The sequence below is a fragment of the Microbispora sp. H11081 genome, assembly GCF_012999535.1.
In the GTDB taxonomy this organism is placed as follows: Bacteria; Actinomycetota; Actinomycetes; order Streptosporangiales; family Streptosporangiaceae; genus Microbispora.
In genome coordinates, this window is record NZ_JABBWV010000004.1 from 430,931 (window position 1) to 448,908 (window position 17,978).

Below are 17,978 nucleotides of genomic sequence, written 5' to 3' on the forward strand. Positions count from 1 at the left end.
GCTATCCCAGCAGGGTCAGCAGGTCGCGGTCCCCGCGTTCCCGCAGCCGCGCGATCAGCTCGGGCCGTTCCACGGCCTCGGCGAGCCCGACGCGCGTCGCGATCACCTGCTCCGCCTGCTCGGGCGTGCCGCTCGGCGTGGTGAAGCCCACCAGGCGCAGGGCCCGGCTCGCCGGGTCGCCGCCGTTCGCCGCGGGCAGGTGCCGTACGCGCAGCATGCCCTCCTCGGACAGGGTCAGGAAGATGTGGCTGCCCTCCTCCGCCGAGACCTCGCCGAGAATCCGCTGGAGGGAGCCCAGGGCCGGCCGCGTGTGCCAGGAGAGCCCGACCTCTCCCGCCGCGCTGAACACCGTGCGGTCCTCGCCCGGTGCGAGGCCGATGTAGGCGGCGAAGCCGCTCGGCAGCGGCACCTCGACGCCGTCGAGGTGCTCGCCAGACACGTCCACCCTGAGCCACCATCTGCCGTCCGGCTGCCGGAAACACCGCCGGGTCAGCGCCACGTCCTTGAGCCCGCCCCGCGGCCGGGCCGCCTTCTGGGCGCGTAACTGCGGCACGCTCTCCAGCCACTGCCGTGCCACGTCGGGACGTACGCCGAGAGTGGCGATCATCTCCAGCGCCTGGGAGACGGTGGGCGGACGCTCGGCGGAGGAGATCAGGTGCCGCGTCCTGTCGCGCAGTTCCTCGATGTCGCCGGCCACGAGCCAGTCGCAGGAGAGGCGGTGGCCGGGGAGCGTGGCGAGCACGAACCGCCAGGCGGGCACCTCAAGCGAGCGCAGTTCGCGCTCGTGCCACTCGGCGGCCGTGAAGAACAACTCTTTGGGGACCGCGGCTCCCAGCGTGTCGCTCAGGTGGGCGAGGTGCTCGTTGTACGGCCTCGCCTGGGGCAGCGAGAGCCACCGCGCCAGCCGGTCGCGCAGGGCCGCCTCCAGTTCGTGGATCACTACGGGAGGGACGGCCAGCAGCTTGGCCAGTTGGTCGGGCTCGGACGGCTCGGCGGTGAAGACCCGGTTCTGCGCCACCATCCAGGTCTGGTCGTCCAGGTCGCCGAACGCCGCGTCGATCAGCGCGGGCAGGTCATGCTCGGGCGACGGCTGCTCCTCCTGCGGCTCCTCCCGAGGCTCCTCTCGCGATTCCTGAGGCGATTCCTGAGGAACCTCCTCGGGGGGCATCTGCTCTGGGGACATCTGCTCGGGGGACATCTGGGCGAACACGGCGGTGAAGAGAGCCGCGAGCACCGGGCGGGCCTTGACGAACGGCTGGTCGGCCAGTTCCCGGCCGGACAGCGCGAGCAGGCCGTGCCACGATCCCGCCCGGTCGAGCGCGATCGCGACCTGGGGATCGTCGGCCTCGTCGGGGTCCAGCACGTACAACGCGGGCAGCACGTCGCCGACGGCCGCCGCGGGCCAGTGGTCGAGCGCGAGCCCGGTGAGCAGGTCGCCGAGCGCCTCGGCGTCCAGGACGGCGAGCACGCGGTGCAGAGGGAGCGTCCGCCACCAGGCGCCCGGCAGGCCGGGGAGGCCGGTCAGCGTGGTGATACGGGCAGCGTCACTCCAGCGCAGCGGTGGCACGAGGTCACTCAGGCAGAAGTTCATGCATTCCCCATCACTCACAAAGACCAGTCCATAGTCTGGCAAATCGCCCCCGCTGTGGTGGAGGTTCGGGGCTCACACAAGTCAGCGGCGTTCGGCCGCGAAGCGGAGGCGGACGTAGTCGGCCATCCAGCCGGTCTCCCGGCGCAGGGCGGGGGCGGCCAGTTCGTTGACCCGGCGGAGCAGCGGCTCGACGGCCGCCGGGGGGATCCGGCCGAGCAGAGAGCCGGCGAACATCCTGACCCAGTCGGCCGCGCCGTTCGGGCACTCGTCGAGGGGGGTGGGGCGGTCGAAATACTCCAGCAGGCGGACCGTGAAGCCGCCCTTCTCCAGGCGGAGGGCGTACTCGGCCGGGCTGGGGAAGTACCACGGCAGTTCGGGCTCGGGCAGGCCGTACTCGCGCCAGGCGGTGAACACGGCGGCGGTCAGGGCCGCGCAGTTGCCCGCGCCGCCCATCTCGGCGACGAACCTGCCGCCCGGCCGCAGCGCCTCCCGCACGCAGCCGATGACCGCGTCGGGGTCGCGGCTCATCCAGTGCAGCGCCGCGTTCGAGAACACCGCGTCGTACGGATGGGCGACGGTGAAGTCGTGGCCGTCGCCCACCGTGAAGTCGAGCCCGGGATGGTGCGCGATGGCCTGTTCGATCATGGAGTGGGAGCCGTCGATGCCGAGGACGTGGGCGCCGCGCGCGGCGACGTCGGCGGTCAGCACGCCGGTGCCGCACCCGAGGTCGAGCACCCGCTCACCGGGGCGAGGGTCGAGCAGTTCCAGGAGCGGCGCACCGTGGGCGGAGACGTATCCGAAGGAGCTGTCGTAGGCGCGAGCGTTCCATCGGGTGAGACTGGGAGTTTCGTACCTCAAGATCGGCTCGCATTCTGACACGTGGTGCCCTGTGTCGGGTTTGCCGCCGTCTCATGCCGACTTGTGAGACTGCTGGCTATCGACACACTTTACGGCTTCCGTCGCGTCCGCGAGATCGAGTGACTCACCTGACTCAGAACACTCACCGGACTCACCCGACGCACCCGGCTCAGCACGGCTCAGCCGACCAGGCGGCCCCAGTGCGCGGTCACGTACGCCTTGGCCCGGTCGAGTTCCGGGATGTTCAGGATGACCGGGTCGCCGGACGCCTCTGGCAGCTTGGCCGCGGCGTCCCCGTCCAGCGTGTCGCGCATCTCCATCGCCTCGACCCGGGCGGGGCGGGCGAACGCCTTGAGGTAGAGGTTCTGCCCCTCGTCGGACAGCAGGAACTCCTCCCAGAGCCGGGCGGCGGCGGGGTGCGGCGCGTCGGCGTTGATCGCCTGCATGTAGTAGGAGGCGAGCACCTCGTTCCTGGGGATCGTCACCCGCCAGGACGCCGCGCCGCGCCCTGAGGCGGCCCGCGCGGTGTTCATGAAGTCCCAGTCCACCACCGCGGTCGCCCGGTCGGGCTGGCCGAGCATGCCGCCCTTCTTCAGCCGGGCGAACAGGCCCACGCCCCGCGCGGCGTCCGGCAGTCCCTTGCCGAGCGAGGCGGCCATCACGGCGTCGAAGGCCGACGCCATCTTGCGCGGGTCGCCCGGCAGCGCCACCACGGTCCCCTGCCTGACCAGCGAGCCGTACGACGCGGGGGCGGGCACCTTCCGCGGGTCGTAGCCGATCGACATGTATCCGCCGTAGGCGGCGAACCAGCGCCCCTTCTGCTCCTTGACGTCGTCGGGGATGTCCGCCCAGCCGGTCACCCGGTAGGGCGCGAAGAGCTTGGCGTTGGCGACGGCGACCTCGAGGGTGAGGTCGAAGACGTCCGGCGCCTCCTTCGTCCCCTTAAGCCGTGCCGCGGTGTCGATCTCCTGCTTGCTGCTCGCCTCGGGCGCGATCGAGGTCACCTTGATGCCGTACTTGTCGGAGAAGCGGGCGATGATCTCCTTGTAGCCGACCCAGCCGCCCGGCAGGCCCACGACGGTGAGCGCGCCCTCCTTCTTGGCCGCCTCGACGAGCCTGTCCATGGTCCCGAACCCGGACTCCAGGCTGTCGGCGCGGGGGTTCAGGGGAGGCAGCGGCTTGTCCGGCGAGGACGGCGACGACGGCTTCGAGCACGCGGAGGCCGCGGACAGGAGGATCGCCGCCGAGGAGATCGTCACGACGCAGGCACGTATGGTCACGCCGCGTATGCTCCCCGCGTCGCGGTCGCCCTTCCCATCGGCGCGCTGGGGGATTACCGAGTCGGCGTCCGCACCAGGCGCGGGGATTACCGGGGGCGCGGCGCCTGCGGCACGACCTTGGCGGCGGCCAGGGTGTCCTCGGCGATCTCGACGAGACTTCCGTCCCGTTTCCGCACGGTGAGCACGCCGTCCTGCCAGGATTCCAACACGCCGACCGCGTCGCGGAACCCGCCGGGCGCCCGGCGTCGCGTGGTCACCCGTTTGCCCACGTCGGCCGGGGTGAGCGCGATCACGAGACGGGCTCCGAGCCGAGGGGTCGTCATGATTGGCCCCCTCCTGTTCCGGCTAGTCGGCGCGCACCGCAATACTAGGGCTAGCAACCCGCGGTCGAGCCGTGCAACCCAGAAGGAGCCCGAGGTGACGTACGTCATCGCGCAGCCTTGCGTGGACGTCCTTGACAAGGCGTGCATCGAGGAATGCCCCGTCGATTGCATCTACGAGGGCGAACGCATGCTCTACATCCACCCCGACGAGTGCGTGGACTGCGGTGCGTGCGAGCCGGTGTGCCCCGTAGAGGCGATCTTCTACGAGGATGACCTTCCCGACCAGTGGAAGGACTTCTACAAGGCCAACGTCGATTTCTTCGAGGAGCTCGGGTCGCCCGGCGGCGCCTCGAAGGTCGGCAAGATCAACAAGGACCACCCGCTGGTCGCGGCGCTCCCGCCGCAGGGTGAGGACCACTGACCGACGCTTCACCGGCGCGGTCGCGGACGACTGGGGGATTTTCTTTGCTTGCGTTGCCGGACTTCCCATGGGATCGGCTCGTGCCCTATCAGGACCTGGCGCGGGCGCATCCCGGCGGGATCGCCGACCTGTCGGTCGGCACGCCGGTCGACCCCGTCCCCCTGGTCGCCCGCGAGGCGCTCGCCGCCGCCGCCGACAGCCCCGGCTATCCCCTGACGTACGGCACGCCGCGGCTGCGTGAGGCGGCCGCGGGGTGGCTTCGGCGGCGGCACGGCGTCACGGTCGACCCGGGCGACGTGCTGCCCACCATCGGTTCCAAGGAACTGGTGGCCTGGCTGCCCACGCTGCTCGGCGTGCGCCCCGGCGACCATGTCGTCTTCCCCGAACTCGCCTATCCCACGTACGACGTCGGCGCGCGGCTGGCCGGGGCCGAGCCCTACGCGTCCGACGGGCTCCTCGCGCTGGGCCCCGAGCGGGTCCCGCTCGTCTGGGTGAACTCGCCGTCCAACCCCACCGGGCGCGTCCTGCCCGCCGAGCACCTGCGCAAGGTGGTCGCCTGGGCGCGCGAGCGCGGCGCGATCGTCGCGTCCGACGAGTGCTACATCGAACTCGGCTGGGAGGAGCACCCGGTCTCCGTGCTCCATCCGGACGTGTGCGAGGGCTCCCACGAGAACCTGCTCGCGGTCCACTCGCTGTCGAAGCGGTCGAACTTCGCCGGATACCGCGCCGGCTTCGTCGCCGGTGACTCACGGCTCGTACGGCGGCTGCTGGAGGTGCGCAAGCACGCCGGCATGATGATGCCCGCGCCGGTCCAGGCCGCGGCGGCGGCCGTGCTGGACGACGACGCCCACGCCGACGAGCAGCGTGAGCGGTACGCACGGCGCAGGGCGGTGCTGCGGCCCGCGCTGGAGCGGGCCGGCTGGCGGGTCGAGCACTCGGCCGCGGGGCTCTACCTGTGGGCGACGAACGGCTCCGGCTGCTGGGACCAGGTGCGCGCGCTGGCGGAGAAGGGCATCCTCGTCGCGCCGGGCGAGTTCTACGGCGAGGCCGGGCGTTCCCACGTCCGCATCGCCGTCACCGCGACCGACGAGCGCGTCGATGCGGCGGTCAGCCGCCTCCAGTAGGATCGCCCGCCATGACGACAGCGACGGTGACCGTGGTGAGCCTCGCGGCCGCCGTCGTGCTCGGCGTTCTCGCCGTGGCCCTGCGCACCCGGGCGGGCCGGCGGGCCCGAGCCCGGGCGGCCTCCGAGGGCGGGTTATCGCCGGCTGATCCCGAGGCGGACTCCGACTTCTTCGACCCCCGCACGATCAGGGTGGGGGACACGGTCTACGTGGAGGCCGCCCGCTTCCGGGCCGTCGGCGCGGTGCACTGCGCCATGCAGGGCGAGAGGTGGACCGACTACCTGCTGGACGAGGGCGCCCGCCGGCGCAACTGGCTGTCGGTGGAGGAACGGCCGGGCCCGCAGGGCGAGCCCCTCCACCTGGAGGTCCTGCTCTGGACCGACGTGCCCACCCAGGGCATGGTGCCGGCCAAGCACATGCTGATCGTGGACGGCGTGGAGTTCTCCCCGATCGAGCGCGGCACGGCCGCCTTCCGCTCCGAGGGGACGACCGGGCTGCCCGAGCGCGGCCTGCTCGACTTCGCCGACTACCGGGCGGGCGACGGCCGCCTGCTGTCTTTCCAGCGGGTCCAGGGCGGCCAGTGGGAGGCGTCCTACGCCCGCCCGCTCACCCCCGGTTCCGTGCGGGTGGATCGCCTTCCCTGATCTCCGGGGTAGGTTCTGCTCGTGGAACGGCGCCTTACCAAACCTGTCGTGACCGTCATGGTCATCGTCCTCCTGCTGGGCGCGGCCATCTTCTACGGCGCCTACCATCTGCTGAAGCGGACAGAGCCGTTCGCGCGCGGCGAGCACTGCCTCGTCGAGACCGCCGACGGCACGCTCGACATCGACATAGAGCAGGCCCAGATCGCCGCCACCATCGCGGCCGTCGCCGTGCGGCGCAAGCTGTCCGAGCGCGCGCTGCAGATCGCCTACGTCACCGCGATCCAGGAGTCGAAGCTGGCCAACCTGCCGTACGGCGATCGTGACTCGGTGGGGGTCTTCCAGCAGCGGCCCTCGATGGGCTGGGGGACGGCCGATCAGCTGCAGGACCCCGTCTACGCGACGCGGAAGTTCTTCGCCGCCCTGGAGAAGGTGCGCGACTACCGGAAACTGCCGCTGCACGAGGCGGCGCAGGCCGTGCAGCGCTCCGCAGACGGCTCCGCCTACGCCAGCCACGAGCACTCCGCCAAGATCCTCGCGGCGGCGTTCATCGGACGCGTGCCCCAGGCCGTCCACTGCTGGTATCCGCCCTCGGAGAAGCCGGTCGCGCCGCAGCCGGAGGCCGCGCGCAAGCAACTCGTGCGCGCGCTCGGGGCGGACTCCGCGCCCAAGCGCGGCTGGCTGGTGGCCGCCTGGTACGTCGCCCACGCCCAGAAGTACCACCTGCGCCAGGTGCGCTTCGAGAACGTCACCTGGACGGCCGAGAGCGGGCACGACGGCTGGCGCAAGGACACCAGGCCCGTCGCCACCGTGCAGATCGCCTGACCGTGTCGATTAGGGTCGGATGCCATGCGGCTTGACCTTGCCCAGGACGTGGGCGCGCTGACGGCGCGACTGGTGGACATCGAATCGGTGAGCGGCGCGGAGAAGGCGCTGGCCGACGCCATCGAGGAGGCGCTCGTGCCGCTGCCGCACCTGACGGTGCTGCGGGACGGCGACGCCGTGGTGGCGCGCACGGATCTCGGCAGAGCCGAGCGCGTGGTGATCGCGGGGCACATCGACACGGTCCCGGTGGCGGGCAACCTGCCCAGCAGGGTCGAGGACGGAGTGCTCCACGGGTGCGGCTCCTCCGACATGAAGAGCGGGGTGGCCGTCCAGCTCAAGCTCTGCCTGCTGGCCGAGCCGAACCGCGACCTCACCTTCGTCTTCTACGACTGCGAGGAGGTCGAGGCGGAGCGGAGCGGTCTGCTGCGGCTCACCCGCACCCATCCCGAGTGGATCACGGGTGACTTCGCGGTCGTGATGGAGCCGACCGACGGACTCATCGAGGGCGGCTGCCAGGGCACGCTGCGGGCCGAGATCACCGTGAAGGGCGTGCGGGCGCACAGCGCCAGATCGTGGGAGGGCGTCAACGCCATCCACGGCATCGCGCCGGTGCTCGAGATCCTCTCCCACTACGAGGCGCGGAGCCCCGTGGTGGACGGTCTCCAGTTCAGGGAAGGGCTCAACGCGGTGGGCGTACGCGGCGGGGTGGCGGGGAACGTGATCCCGGACGAGTGCGTGGTGACCGTGAACTACCGCTTCGCCCCCGACCGCACGCTGGAGGAGGCGTTCGCCCATGTCCAGGAGGTCTTCGACGGCTTCGACGTGCGCCTCACCGACGGCGCGCCCGGCGCGCGGCCCGGGCTGACCCATCCGGTCGCCGCGGCGTTCGCCGGCGCGATCGGCGGCACGCCCAGGGCCAAGCTCGGCTGGACCGACGTCGCGCGGTTCTCGGCTCTCGGCATGCCCGCCGTCAACTGCGGCCCCGGCAACCCCGACATCGCGCACAAGGCCGGGGAGAACGTGAGCCTGGCCAAGATCGTCGAGAGTGAGCGCCGCATGACGGCGTGGCTGACCGCGTAGCGCGTACACAGGAGCCCGTACACAGGAGCCCGTACATAGAAGAAAGTGGCTCTCCTCGCCGGCCATTTGGCGGGGAAAGCCACTTTCGTCCCGAGCAGCACCCTCGTTTCTTAGACGGGGCCTCGGCGACGACCGGTTCCATCCTCCCGAGGATGTTTTTCAGATTCTTCCGGCGCGCCGCGGGCGCCGGTGCGGCGCGTCCGGCTTGCGCCGTTACCGATCCCGAGCGTTAGCGTGACCATCATGAACCACACCCGACCCGAACGCCGGCAGGGGCCGTCTCTGGTCCGTGGCGGACTCGTCCCCGAATCCACCCACGACCAGCGCCTGCTCGACCGCCGCGGCCCGACCGGCTGGCTGCACGAGGACCCCTGGCGCGTGCTGCGCATCCAGTCGGAGTTCGTCGAGGGCTTCGGCGCGCTCGCCGACCTTCCCCCGGCCGTGACCGTCTTCGGCTCGGCCCGCACCGGTCCCGACACCCCCGAGTACGAACTCGGGGTGAAGGTCGGCGCGGCGCTCGCCAAGGCGGGCTACGCGGTGATCACCGGAGGCGGCCCCGGCGTGATGGAGGCGGCCAACCGGGGGGCGCTCGAAGCCGGCGGCGTCTCGGTCGGCCTCGGCATCGAACTGCCGCACGAGCAGCGTCTCAACGACTACGTGGACCTCGGCGTGGAGTTCCGCTACTTCTTCGTGCGCAAGACGATGTTCGTCAAGTACGCCAGCGGGTTCGTGGCCCTGCCCGGCGGCTTCGGGACGCTCGACGAGTTGTTCGAGGCGCTGACCCTGGTCCAGACGCGGAAGGTGACCTGGTTCCCGGTGATCATGATGGGCGCCGAGTTCTGGTCGCCGCTGATCGACTGGATCCGTGACACGCTGCTGGCCAGCGGCAAGATCTCCAAGAAGGACGTCGAGCTGATCTCGGTCACCGACGACCCCGACGAGGCCGTGCGGATCATCGTCGAGGCCGACAGGCGCGCCGCCACTGAGTAAGGTTGGCGGGTGTTCGTCTGCGTGTACTGCTCGTCCAGCCAGAAGATCGACAGGAAGTACCTCGACCTCGCCAGGGACGTGGGGGCCGAGATCGCCCGCCGCGGCCACGGCCTGGTCAGCGGAGGTGCGATCGTCTCCTGCATGGGCGAGGTCGCCCGTGCGGTCAGGGCCGGCGGCGGCCACACCGTCGCGGTGATCCCCCAGGCCCTGGTCGACGTCGAGATCGCCGACACCGACTCCGACGAGCTGATCGTCACGACCGACATGCGCGAGCGCAAAGGGATCATGGACGCCAGGGCCGACGCGTTCCTCGTGCTCCCCGGCGGCATCGGCACCCTGGAGGAGCTGTTCGAGATCTGGACCACCAGGGTGCTCGGCATGCACGAGCGGCCGCTGGTCGTCCTCGACCCCTGGGGCCTGTACGGGCCGCTTCGCGACCTGGTCGACGGCATGTACGAGCAGGGCTTCACCCGGCCGAACGCGTTCGACGCGATCTCGTGGGCGACCACGGTGGACGAGGCGCTCGACCTGGTAGAGCGGCCCGCGCTCCGCCTCACCCCCACAGGCGAGGAACTGGGCGAAAGCTAGCGCCGGGCTAGGCCAGGCCGCGGCGGGTCAGGGCGGGGAGCCTGCGGCCCAGCAGGGCCTCGGTCATGTCGAGGGCCTGCCGTACGTCGTGGGACGTCCGGAAGACGCTCGCCCCCGCCCAGGCGTACGCGGCGGCGGCGGCGAGGGCCTCGGTCTCGTCGCCGGGGAGCGTCACGACGACGGTGCGTCCCGCCCGGACCAGCGCGGACACTTCGGGCAGAGAGGCGGCCTCGGCCCAGCCGGGCTCGGTTTCCTCGTCGGGGCCGATCACGCGCGTCATGCTTCCATGCTCGCACGCCAAAGAGTTGTGGCACGATTCGTATGTGCTGGTCGTACTCGTCATCGCGGGGCTCGCCGTGATCGCCTGCGTGGTCATGGTCTCACTGGGACACGGCGGCGAGATGGCGGAGTTCCCCCCTGACACGCCGCCGCTCGATCTTCCCGCGGCCGCCCAGGTGACCTCCGCCGACCTGATCGCGCTCCAGCTCCCCATCGGGCTCGTGGGCTACAGCACCCAGGCGGTCGACGAGACCCTGCACCGCGTCTCGGTCGCGCTGGGGGAGCGCGACACGCGCATCGCGGTGCTGGAGCAGCGCGTGGCCGAGTTGTCGTACGCCCGGTCGCAGCCGCGTAGGGAGCCGCGCCGTGCCGAGATGGAGCGGGCCGAGACGGAGCGGGCCGAGGTGGGGCAGGCCGCGGCGGCGCGGGACGGCGACGACGAGAACCGCGCCGAGCGTGAGCGCGCCGAGGCGGAGGAGGCGTGGTAGCCGCCGACGACGGGCTGGTCCGCTGCGGCTGGGCGGGCACGATGCCCGATTACGTCGCCTACCACGACGAGGAGTGGGGCCGCCCGGTCCGCGGAGACGACCTCGTCTTCGAGCGGATGACCCTTGAGGCGTTCCAGTCCGGCCTGTCGTGGCTGACGATCCTGCGCAAGCGGGAGAACTTCCGCAAGGCGTTCGCCGGGTTCTCGATACCCGCGGTGGCGGACTTCGACGAGAGCGACGTGGAGCGCCTGCTCGCCGACGCGGGCATCGTCCGCAACCGCGCCAAGATCGAGGCGGCCGTCGCCAACGCCCGCGCCGCCCTGGAGACGCCGGACGGGCTGTCCGCGCTGGTCTGGCGGTACGCCGAGGAGCCGGGGCGCACGCCCGCCACCCTCGCCGACGTCCCCGCCCGCACCGCGGCGTCCACGGCGCTGGCCAAGGAGCTCAAGAAGAACGGCTTCCGCTTCGTCGGGCCCACCACGGCGTACGCCCTGATGCAGGCCATCGGCCTGGTGAACGACCACGTGGCCGGCTGCTACGTCCGAGAGGCCGTCGGCGCGCTTCGCCTGGCCTGACGGTCCCGGGCGGCCTACCTGCCCTCGAAGCGGGGGCGTTCCCTGTCGAGGAACGCCTTTGTCGCCGCCGCGTGGTCGGCGGTGGCCGCGCACTCGTCCTGAAGCTCCGCCTCCCGCTCCAGCGCGTCGGCCAGGGAGCTGGACGCCGCGTGGTCCAGCGCCGCCTTCGTCGCGGCGTACGCCCGGGTGGGCCCCTGCGCGAGCCGTACGGCGAGGTCCCGGGCGGCGGACGCCAGCCGGTCGGCCGGGACCACCTCGCCGACCAGGCCGAGCTCCAGGGCCCTGGCGGCGTCCACGACCTCGCCGAGCAGCAGCAACTCCCTGGCGCGCGCGGGGCCGACGAGCCGCTGCAGGGTCCACGACGCGCCGGAGTCGGGCGCGAGCCCGATCCCGGTGAACGCCATCGCGAACCTCGCGCCCTCCGCCGCCACCCGGAAGTCGCACGCGAACGCCAGCGAGGCGCCCGCCCCCGCGGCGACGCCGTTGACGGCGGCCACGACGGGCTTGCCCATCGTGGCGACGGCCAGCACGATCGGGTTGTAGTGCTCGCGCACGGTGTTCGCCAGCCCGAGGCCGCTTTCGAGGTTGCCGGCGTGCTCGCGCAGGTCCTGCCCCGCGCAGAAGGCCCGGCCCGCGCCGGTGATGAGCACGGCCCGCGCCGACGCGTCCTCGGCGGCGCGGCGCACGGCCGCGAGCAGGTCGGTCTTCATGGCGACGGTCAGCGAGTTCATCGCGTCGGGGCGGTTCAGGGTGATCGTGGCGACGGCCTCGTCGACGTCGTAGGTCACGGTGTCGTAGGTCGCGGTCATCTCAGGCGGCTCCATTCAGCGTGCGATCCACGAACGCGGCGGCGGCGGGCAGCAGCCGCGCGGCCTCCCGCTCGAAGAAGACGCGGGCCTTCTCGCCCTGCCAGCCGGGCGGCAGCAGGTCGGCGGGCAGTCCGGGATCGCGGAACAGGAAGTTGCGCCAGCCGTGCACCAGCCTGCTGCGGACGGCGAAGACCCGGTCGTCCGGGGCGTCTTCTGGCAGTGAGCCGACCAGGTCCGCGGCGCTGGCCAGCCAATCCTCGTACGCGTCGCCGATGGCGTCCAGGTCCCACGCGCGGGCGAGCAGGTCACGGGGGTCGCCCTCGAACGCCGCGTCGAACCGGTGGGCGGGCACCCGCAGCGCGTCGAGCTCCGGCGAGGGCCGGGGGCCGATCCAGGTCGTCTCGGACAGGGGGGCGTACCCGAGGAACGAGAGGTCGGCCCGCAGCCGCTCGCGCCGCGCCCGGTCCCTGACCGGTTCGAGCACCAGGACGTGCCAGCGGCCGGTCCACGGCGCGTCGCCTACGCGGTAGACGCGGGCCGCCGTCTCGTCGAGCCTGCGTTCGCACTTCGGTGTGACCGCGTATCCCGGTCCCTGCGGTAAACGCACGGGGTCGAGCCAGCCCTGTCTGACCATGCGGGATATCGCGGTCCGTACGGCCGGGGCCGCGATGTCGAGTGGCGCGAGCAGCCGCACGAGCGCGGCCACGCAGGCACGGCCGCCACGGGTGCGAAGGTGGTCCCCATAGAGATCGAAAAGCGCAGCTCGGGCGTTCACCCCACCCAGTGTGGGGTCACGTCCGGTCTGTCCACAACGCGTGGGACGCCGCATTGATCCACTGACCGGAGCCGGGCCGTTACCTTTTTGAGCTCGGAGGCGGGATAATAGAACATCACAGAAACGTGAATACGCCGGTTACCCTCCGGGGCGGCCGACAACGCGGGAAGGGATACACGCATGGCGGCGATGAAGCCGCGGACCGGTGACGGTCCGCTGGAGGTCACCAAGGAAGGACGGGGCATCGTCATGCGGGTCCCTCTCGAAGGTGGCGGCCGACTCGTCGTGGAGCTGTCCGCGGACGAGGCCGGTGCCCTCGGCGACGCGCTGAAGAAGGTGGTCGGCTGATCGTTCAGCCGACCTGTTCGATTAACGGCCCTGGCGGCGGGTGATCCCGCCCCGGGGCCGCCCTGTTGGAGGTGGACGTGCCCATCGAGACCACGCCGGTCCTCACCGGTGTCCGCGGCGCAGAGCCCGCGCCGGACGCCGAGCTGGTGGCCCTGCCCTTCGGTCCTGACCTGACCCCCGCCGCCGCGCCCTGGCTCGAGTCGCCCGTGCCGGTGGACGCGCTGCTCGCGCATTACGAGGCCAAGGGAGAGCCCGGCGAGGTCGTGGAGGTGCCGACGGCGCGGGAAGGCTCCGTGCGCCGCGTCCTGCTGTACGGCGTCGGCGACGCCTCGGCCGCCGCGCTGCGCAAGGCCGGGGCGTCCGTCGCGCGGCGGGCGAAGGGCCGGGCCTCGCTGTCGGTCGTCGTCCCGTCCGAGGGGGAGACCGCCGCCCTGGTCGAGGGGGCGCTGCTCGCGGCGTACACGTTCACCATCGGCAACGGCCGCGCCAAGTCCGTGGGGGAGATCGTCTTCCTCGGCGGGGACGAGCGGGAGCTGAGGCGCGGCGAGACGGTCGCGCGGGCCACCGCGCTCGCCCGCGACCTCGTGAACACCCCGTCGTCGGTGAAGACGCCCGCGTGGCTCGCCGACCAGGCCAAGGCGGTCGCGGCCGAGTCAGGGCTCGCCGTACGGGTGTGGGAGGGGTCCGAGCTCGGCGAGTTCGGCGGCATCAGGGCGGTCGGGCAGGGCTCGATCAGCCCGCCGCGCCTGGTCCAGCTCTCCTACACGCCGGAGAACCCGCGCGCCCACGTGGTGCTCGTGGGCAAGGGCATCACGTTCGACACCGGCGGCCTGTCCCTCAAGCCCACCGAGGGCATGAAGACCATGAAGACGGACATGGCGGGCGGCGCCACGGTCATCGCCGCGATGAGCGCGCTGGCGGCCTTCGACGTGCCCGTGCGGGTCACCGGCCTCGTCGCGTGCGCGGAGAACTCGATCTCGGGATCGGCGCAGCGGCCGGGAGACGTCATCACCCAGTACGGCGGGCGCACGGTAGAGGTGCTGAACACCGACGCCGAGGGCCGTCTGGTGCTGGCCGACGCCCTGGCGTACGCGGACGCCGAACTCGACCCCGACGTCGTCGTCGACGTCGCGACCCTGACAGGCGCGGCGAAGATCGCGCTCGGCCAGTCGCTCGGGGCGGTCTACGCGACCGACGACGCGCTGGCCGCGGCGCTGACCGCCGCGGGGGAGGCCAGCGGGGAGCGGCTGTGGCGGATGCCACTCGTCGACGACTACCGCGCGATGCTCGACTCAGAGGTGGCCGACCTGGCCAACGTCGACCGGACGATGTCGGGTGCGGCAGGGTCGATCGCGGCGGCGCTGTTCCTGCGCGAGTTCACCGGCGGGCGGCCCTGGGCACACCTGGACATCGCGGGGCCCGCGCGGGCCGGCTCGGACGAGGGGGAGATCACCAAGGGGGGCACCGGCTTCGGCGTGCGCCTGCTCCTGCGTTACCTGACCGCCTGAAGGCCGTTCGGGGAGATCTCCGTCAGGTCAGCTTGACGGCGGCCAGCAGGCCGGAACCGAGCGGCAGCATCAGCGGGCGCAGGCGATCGTCGTTCCTGACGAGCTTGCCCAGCTCCCTGACCGCCACGGTGTCGGGGTCGCGCTGGGTCGGGTCGGCCACCTGGTCGCCGCAGAAGGCGTCGCAGAAGACCACGACACCGCCCTGGCGCAGGAGCCGTACCGACTCGGTGAGGTAGTCGATGTACTCCTGCTTGGCCGCGTCGCAGAAGACCATGTCGTAGCCGCCGTCGGCGAGGCGGGGGAGGACGTCGAGCGCGCGGCCGCCGATCAGCCGGATCCTGCTGCCGGAGAACCCGGCCTCCGCGAACGTCTGGCGGGCCATGCGCTGGTGCTCCGGCTCCACGTCCACACTCGTGAGCGTGCCGTCCGGGCGCATGCCGCGCAGCAGCCACAGGCCGGAGACCCCGCACCCGGTGCCGACCTCCACGACCGAGCGCGCGCTCACCACGGTGGCGAGGAAGCAGAGCGCCGCCCCGCACCCGGGCAGGATCGGGTGCGCCCCGACCTCGATGCCCCGCCGGCGCGCGGTCCGCAGGATGTCGTCCTCCGGGACGAACTCCTCCGCGTACTCCAGGCTGGCCGGTGTCGCCATCGGCCTCCCCCTCCCCTGCTTCATCCTGGTCGCAGCCTAGGGGAGTCGGACCGGAACGGGAACTCACGCCACAACGGGGACGTTGCACGCTTTGAACGGTCTTTGTTCGAGACCGCTCGGCCCGCGGTGCGCAGGAAGGGGCGAAACCAGGCACTATGGCTGTAGCGACGATCCTGCAGAGAGGAATGCCGGTGGATGAGCACGACCACCAGGCGGAGACTTCGGTATCCGACTGGACGCCTCCCACCTGGGAGGAGGTCGTCCGAACTCATTCAGCTCGGGTCTACCGGCTGGCCTATCGGCTGACGGGCAACGTCCACGACGCCGAGGACCTCACCCAGGAGGTCTTCGTCCGGGTCTTCCGGTCCCTGTCGAGCTACACCCCCGGCACGTTCGAGGGGTGGTTGCACCGGATCACGACGAACCTCTTCCTCGACACGGCGCGGCGCAAGCAGCGCATCCGCTTCGAAGGGCTCGCGGACGACGCCGCGGAACGGCTGCACGGCCGTGAGCCGTCGCCGGCGCAGGCGTACGACGACGCGCACCTGGAGCCCGACATCCAGGCCGCGCTCGACGCGCTGGCGCCGGAGTTCCGGGCGGCCGTGGTGCTGTGCGACATCGAGGGACTGTCCTACGAAGAGATCGCCGCGACGCTCGGCGTGAAACTCGGCACGGTGCGCAGCCGCATCCACCGCGGGCGCGCCCAACTGCGGGAGGCGCTCGACCACCGGGCGCCCTCGGCGAACCGGAACGGCGACCAAACCCCCCCTTCATTCAGCAGGGAGGGACTGTGAGTCATCTTGGCGAGCGCGTCTCCGCGCTCATCGACGGCGAACTCAGTCACAACGAGCGAGAACGCGCGCTCGCGCACCTGACGTTCTGCGCGGACTGCCGCGCGGAGGTCGACACGATGCGGGCGCTGAAGACCCGGTTGCGGTCCCTGGATCCGCCCGCGATGCCGGCGGACCTCACCATGTCGCTGCTGCGCATGGCGGAGCCTGGAGGGCCGTTGCCGCCGCGGATGCGGCCCTTTCCCGACCATCCGGCCTTCGGCGCCGGGCGGCTTCCCGGCATGCACGCCGCGGGACCGCTGGACAACCGGCCCCGCGGCAGAGACGCGGGACGATCGGGTCCCGGGCGGCCAGGCAGGGTCAGACGGGCGGGATACGTCGTCGTGGGAATGGCCGGCGCCGCCGTCGCCCTCGGCACCATGCTCATGGCCGGCGGATCCGCCGCCACCCCGAACCCGACGCCCGGCCAGATGTTCTATCAGCATCCCGCCCAGAACAGGGCGCCCGTGGTGAGCGTGTCGCCCAGCCCGTCGCCCAGCGTGGTCAAGGGGCCTTCGCGCTGACCGGAGGAGACCGCATACGATCGGCACCGCAGCCGTCGTGTGCCGTGTCCTCGGGGTTTCCGGCGTGTTCCGGCGTCACGCGGCCGCAAGCGGATGACCCGTGCGCAAGGAGTGAGTGCCGCGATGACCGACAACACGCGTTCCCACGGCGCGTCGGACCGGCCCGAGTTCCTTCCCGCGGGCGGGGAGCCGCCCCAGGAGCCCTCCCAGGAGCCGCCTGCGGGCCTGTGGGGCGCCTATGGTCAGGAGACCTCCCCAGGAGGCCCTCCGCCGCCCACCGGCGCGTACGGCATGGGCCCCGGCTGGGCGCCGCCGCCGCTCTACCCCGCGGCGCCGCGGCGTGAGCCGCGCGGCCCCAACATCGCGTTGTACGCCGCGCTCGCCGTGGTCATCGCGCTCGTGTCGGGTGGGGCGGCGAGCTGGGGGACGTACCTGCTGACGCGCCCTGCCTCCGGCATCGACCCCGACTTCTCGCTCCGCGCTCCGTCGAAGCAGCCCACCGCCCGGCCGCCGGAGTCGGTGGCGGGGGTGGCCGCCAAGGTCCTGCCCAGCGTGGTCTCGCTGGAGGTCAAGGGCAACAGCGAGGCCGGCACCGGCTCCGGCTTCGTGATCAAGGGCGGCTACATCGTCACCAACAACCACGTCGTGGCCGTCGCCGGGCAGGTGGGCGAGATCCGCGTGCGCTACAACGACCGCTCCTCCTCGGGCGCGCGTGTCGTCGGCCGCGACCCCAACTCCGACATCGCGGTGGTCAAGCCCGACGCGCCGGTCAGAGCGCCTGAGCTTCCTCTCGGCAACTCCGACGGCGCGGTCGTCGGTGATCCGGTCATCGCGGTCGGCTCGCCACTCGGCCTGAGCGGCACCGTCACCACCGGCATCATCAGCTCGCTCAACCGCCCGGTCGAGGCGGGCGGCAGCACGGGGTCGGACTACGCGCTCATCAACGCGATCCAGACGGACGCCGCCATCAACCCCGGCAACTCGGGCGGCCCCCTGGTCAACGCCTCCGGCGAGGTGATCGGGGTGAACTCGGCGATCGCCACGGTCGGCGGCTCCCTGCTGGGCCAGCAGTCGGGCAGCATCGGCCTCGGCTTCGCGATCCCGGTGAACCAGGTGCGCCGCATCGCCCAGGAGCTCATCACCACGGGATCGGCCCGCACCTCCAGGATCGGCATCACGATCGACCAGAGCTACCAGGGCCAGGGTGTGCGGATCGCCACCGAGACGACCGGGGGCGCGGAGCCGGTCACCCCCGGCGGACCGGCCGCGAAGGCGGGGCTGCGCCCGGGGGACGTCATCCTCGAGGTCGACGGTCAGCCGGTCGGCGACAGCAGGGAGCTGATCGTCAACATCCGCAGCAGAGCCCCGGGCGATCAGGTGCGGATCAAGTTCCGGCACGACGGGGAGGTCCGTACGGCCACCGTCACCGTGGGCGCGGCGCCGGTTCCCAGCGCCCAACCCTCGTGAAC

The 17,978-nt window shown here is 72.0% G+C and carries 22 protein-coding genes; 14 read left to right on the forward strand and 8 right to left on the reverse strand.

Translation table 11 applies throughout. The features are described 5' to 3' along the window. Position 1: 1 nt before the first annotated feature. The 4 genes from HHX31_RS14295 to HHX31_RS14310 form a co-directional block, all read right to left on the reverse strand. On the reverse strand, positions 2-1,591 hold the full coding sequence (locus tag HHX31_RS14295) for a hypothetical protein (RefSeq protein ID WP_169948732.1): 1,590 nt from the start codon (positions 1,589-1,591) through the stop codon (positions 2-4). Positions 1,592-1,672: 81 nt separating this feature from the next. Continuing rightward, positions 1,673-2,449 carry a trans-aconitate 2-methyltransferase gene (locus HHX31_RS14300; protein ID WP_169948733.1) on the reverse strand — a complete coding sequence of 259 codons (777 nt, stop codon included), beginning with the start codon at positions 2,447-2,449 and terminating at the stop codon, positions 1,673-1,675. A gap of 179 nt (positions 2,450-2,628) precedes the next feature. Continuing rightward, positions 2,629-3,729 carry an ABC transporter substrate-binding protein gene (locus tag HHX31_RS14305; protein WP_169948734.1) on the reverse strand — a complete coding sequence of 367 codons (1,101 nt, stop codon included), beginning with the start codon at positions 3,727-3,729 and terminating at the stop codon, positions 2,629-2,631. Positions 3,730-3,815: 86 nt separating this feature from the next. After that, positions 3,816-4,052 carry a hypothetical protein gene (locus tag HHX31_RS14310; protein ID WP_169948735.1) on the reverse strand — a complete coding sequence of 79 codons (237 nt, stop codon included), beginning with the start codon at positions 4,050-4,052 and terminating at the stop codon, positions 3,816-3,818. A gap of 94 nt (positions 4,053-4,146) precedes the next feature. Between HHX31_RS14310 and fdxA the strand changes: the two genes are divergently transcribed. The 7 genes from fdxA (at position 4,147) to HHX31_RS14345 (ending at position 9,721) form a co-directional block, all read left to right on the forward strand. Further along, a complete protein-coding gene (fdxA, locus tag HHX31_RS14315) occupies positions 4,147-4,473 on the forward strand; it encodes a ferredoxin (protein WP_169948736.1) in 327 nt (108 codons plus the stop codon). A 44-nt stretch (positions 4,474-4,517) separates the two neighbouring features. Continuing rightward, positions 4,518-5,597, forward strand: coding sequence for a succinyldiaminopimelate transaminase (gene dapC, locus HHX31_RS14320; protein WP_169948737.1), 1,080 nt, complete (start codon positions 4,518-4,520; stop codon positions 5,595-5,597). Between the two features lie 11 nt (positions 5,598-5,608). Then, positions 5,609-6,241 (forward strand): DUF4178 domain-containing protein, encoded by a 633-nt coding sequence (locus HHX31_RS14325; protein WP_169948738.1) that lies wholly within the window; start codon positions 5,609-5,611, stop codon positions 6,239-6,241. Between the two features lie 57 nt (positions 6,242-6,298). Beyond that, complete coding sequence (locus HHX31_RS14330; RefSeq protein ID WP_211589740.1) at positions 6,299-7,063, forward strand: hypothetical protein; 765 nt, start codon at positions 6,299-6,301, stop codon at positions 7,061-7,063. A 24-nt stretch (positions 7,064-7,087) separates the two neighbouring features. Further along, entirely contained in the window at positions 7,088-8,143 is a 1,056-nt protein-coding gene (dapE, locus tag HHX31_RS14335) for a succinyl-diaminopimelate desuccinylase (protein WP_169948740.1), read from the forward strand. 243 nt (positions 8,144-8,386) lie between these two features. Beyond that, complete coding sequence (locus HHX31_RS14340; protein WP_169948741.1) at positions 8,387-9,133, forward strand: TIGR00730 family Rossman fold protein; 747 nt, start codon at positions 8,387-8,389, stop codon at positions 9,131-9,133. A gap of 9 nt (positions 9,134-9,142) precedes the next feature. Beyond that, a complete protein-coding gene (locus HHX31_RS14345; protein ID WP_169948742.1) occupies positions 9,143-9,721 on the forward strand; it encodes a TIGR00730 family Rossman fold protein in 579 nt (192 codons plus the stop codon). A 7-nt stretch (positions 9,722-9,728) separates the two neighbouring features. Here HHX31_RS14345 and HHX31_RS33635 read toward each other — a convergent pair whose 3' ends face one another. Further along, a complete protein-coding gene (locus HHX31_RS33635; RefSeq protein ID WP_211589665.1) occupies positions 9,729-10,001 on the reverse strand; it encodes a hypothetical protein in 273 nt (90 codons plus the stop codon). Positions 10,002-10,044: 43 nt separating this feature from the next. Here HHX31_RS33635 and HHX31_RS14355 point away from each other — a divergent pair, with 43 nt between their 5' ends. Both HHX31_RS14355 and HHX31_RS14360 read left to right on the forward strand, forming a co-directional pair. Then, positions 10,045-10,488 carry a hypothetical protein gene (locus HHX31_RS14355; RefSeq protein WP_169948743.1) on the forward strand — a complete coding sequence of 148 codons (444 nt, stop codon included), beginning with the start codon at positions 10,045-10,047 and terminating at the stop codon, positions 10,486-10,488. Continuing rightward, positions 10,482-11,063: a DNA-3-methyladenine glycosylase I gene (locus tag HHX31_RS14360; protein WP_311931782.1), complete on the forward strand. Its 582-nt coding sequence runs from the start codon at positions 10,482-10,484 to the stop codon at positions 11,061-11,063. The genes HHX31_RS14355 and HHX31_RS14360 overlap by 7 nt, the downstream gene beginning before the upstream one ends. A gap of 14 nt (positions 11,064-11,077) precedes the next feature. Here HHX31_RS14360 and HHX31_RS14365 read toward each other — a convergent pair whose 3' ends face one another. Both HHX31_RS14365 and HHX31_RS14370 read right to left on the reverse strand, forming a co-directional pair. Further along, complete coding sequence (locus HHX31_RS14365) at positions 11,078-11,872, reverse strand: enoyl-CoA hydratase-related protein (protein WP_249345956.1); 795 nt, start codon at positions 11,870-11,872, stop codon at positions 11,078-11,080. Position 11,873: 1 nt separating this feature from the next. Beyond that, positions 11,874-12,647: a PaaX family transcriptional regulator C-terminal domain-containing protein gene (locus HHX31_RS14370; RefSeq protein ID WP_169948745.1), complete on the reverse strand. Its 774-nt coding sequence runs from the start codon at positions 12,645-12,647 to the stop codon at positions 11,874-11,876. 180 nt (positions 12,648-12,827) lie between these two features. On the opposite strand from HHX31_RS14370, the gene HHX31_RS14375 reads away from it, so the two are divergent. Together HHX31_RS14375 and HHX31_RS14380 are read left to right on the forward strand one after the other, a co-directional pair. Beyond that, complete coding sequence (locus tag HHX31_RS14375) at positions 12,828-12,995, forward strand: DUF3117 domain-containing protein (RefSeq protein WP_082777371.1); 168 nt, start codon at positions 12,828-12,830, stop codon at positions 12,993-12,995. 77 nt (positions 12,996-13,072) lie between these two features. Beyond that, positions 13,073-14,503, forward strand: coding sequence for a leucyl aminopeptidase (locus HHX31_RS14380; protein ID WP_311931783.1), 1,431 nt, complete (start codon positions 13,073-13,075; stop codon positions 14,501-14,503). A gap of 22 nt (positions 14,504-14,525) precedes the next feature. Here HHX31_RS14380 and HHX31_RS14385 read toward each other — a convergent pair whose 3' ends face one another. Then, complete coding sequence (locus HHX31_RS14385) at positions 14,526-15,155, reverse strand: O-methyltransferase (RefSeq protein ID WP_169948746.1); 630 nt, start codon at positions 15,153-15,155, stop codon at positions 14,526-14,528. Between the two features lie 185 nt (positions 15,156-15,340). Here HHX31_RS14385 and sigE point away from each other — a divergent pair, with 185 nt between their 5' ends. The 3 genes from sigE to HHX31_RS14400 all read left to right on the forward strand — a co-directional run bounded on the left by sigE (position 15,341) and on the right by HHX31_RS14400 (position 17,976). After that, positions 15,341-15,949 (forward strand): RNA polymerase sigma factor SigE, encoded by a 609-nt coding sequence (sigE, locus tag HHX31_RS14390; protein WP_211589668.1) that lies wholly within the window; start codon positions 15,341-15,343, stop codon positions 15,947-15,949. After that, complete coding sequence (locus tag HHX31_RS14395) at positions 15,946-16,509, forward strand: anti-sigma factor (RefSeq protein ID WP_169948748.1); 564 nt, start codon at positions 15,946-15,948, stop codon at positions 16,507-16,509. The genes sigE and HHX31_RS14395 overlap by 4 nt, the downstream gene beginning before the upstream one ends. A 123-nt stretch (positions 16,510-16,632) precedes the next feature. Then, entirely contained in the window at positions 16,633-17,976 is a 1,344-nt protein-coding gene (locus HHX31_RS14400; protein ID WP_249345957.1) for a S1C family serine protease, read from the forward strand. The last annotated feature ends 2 nt before the right edge of the window (positions 17,977-17,978 follow it).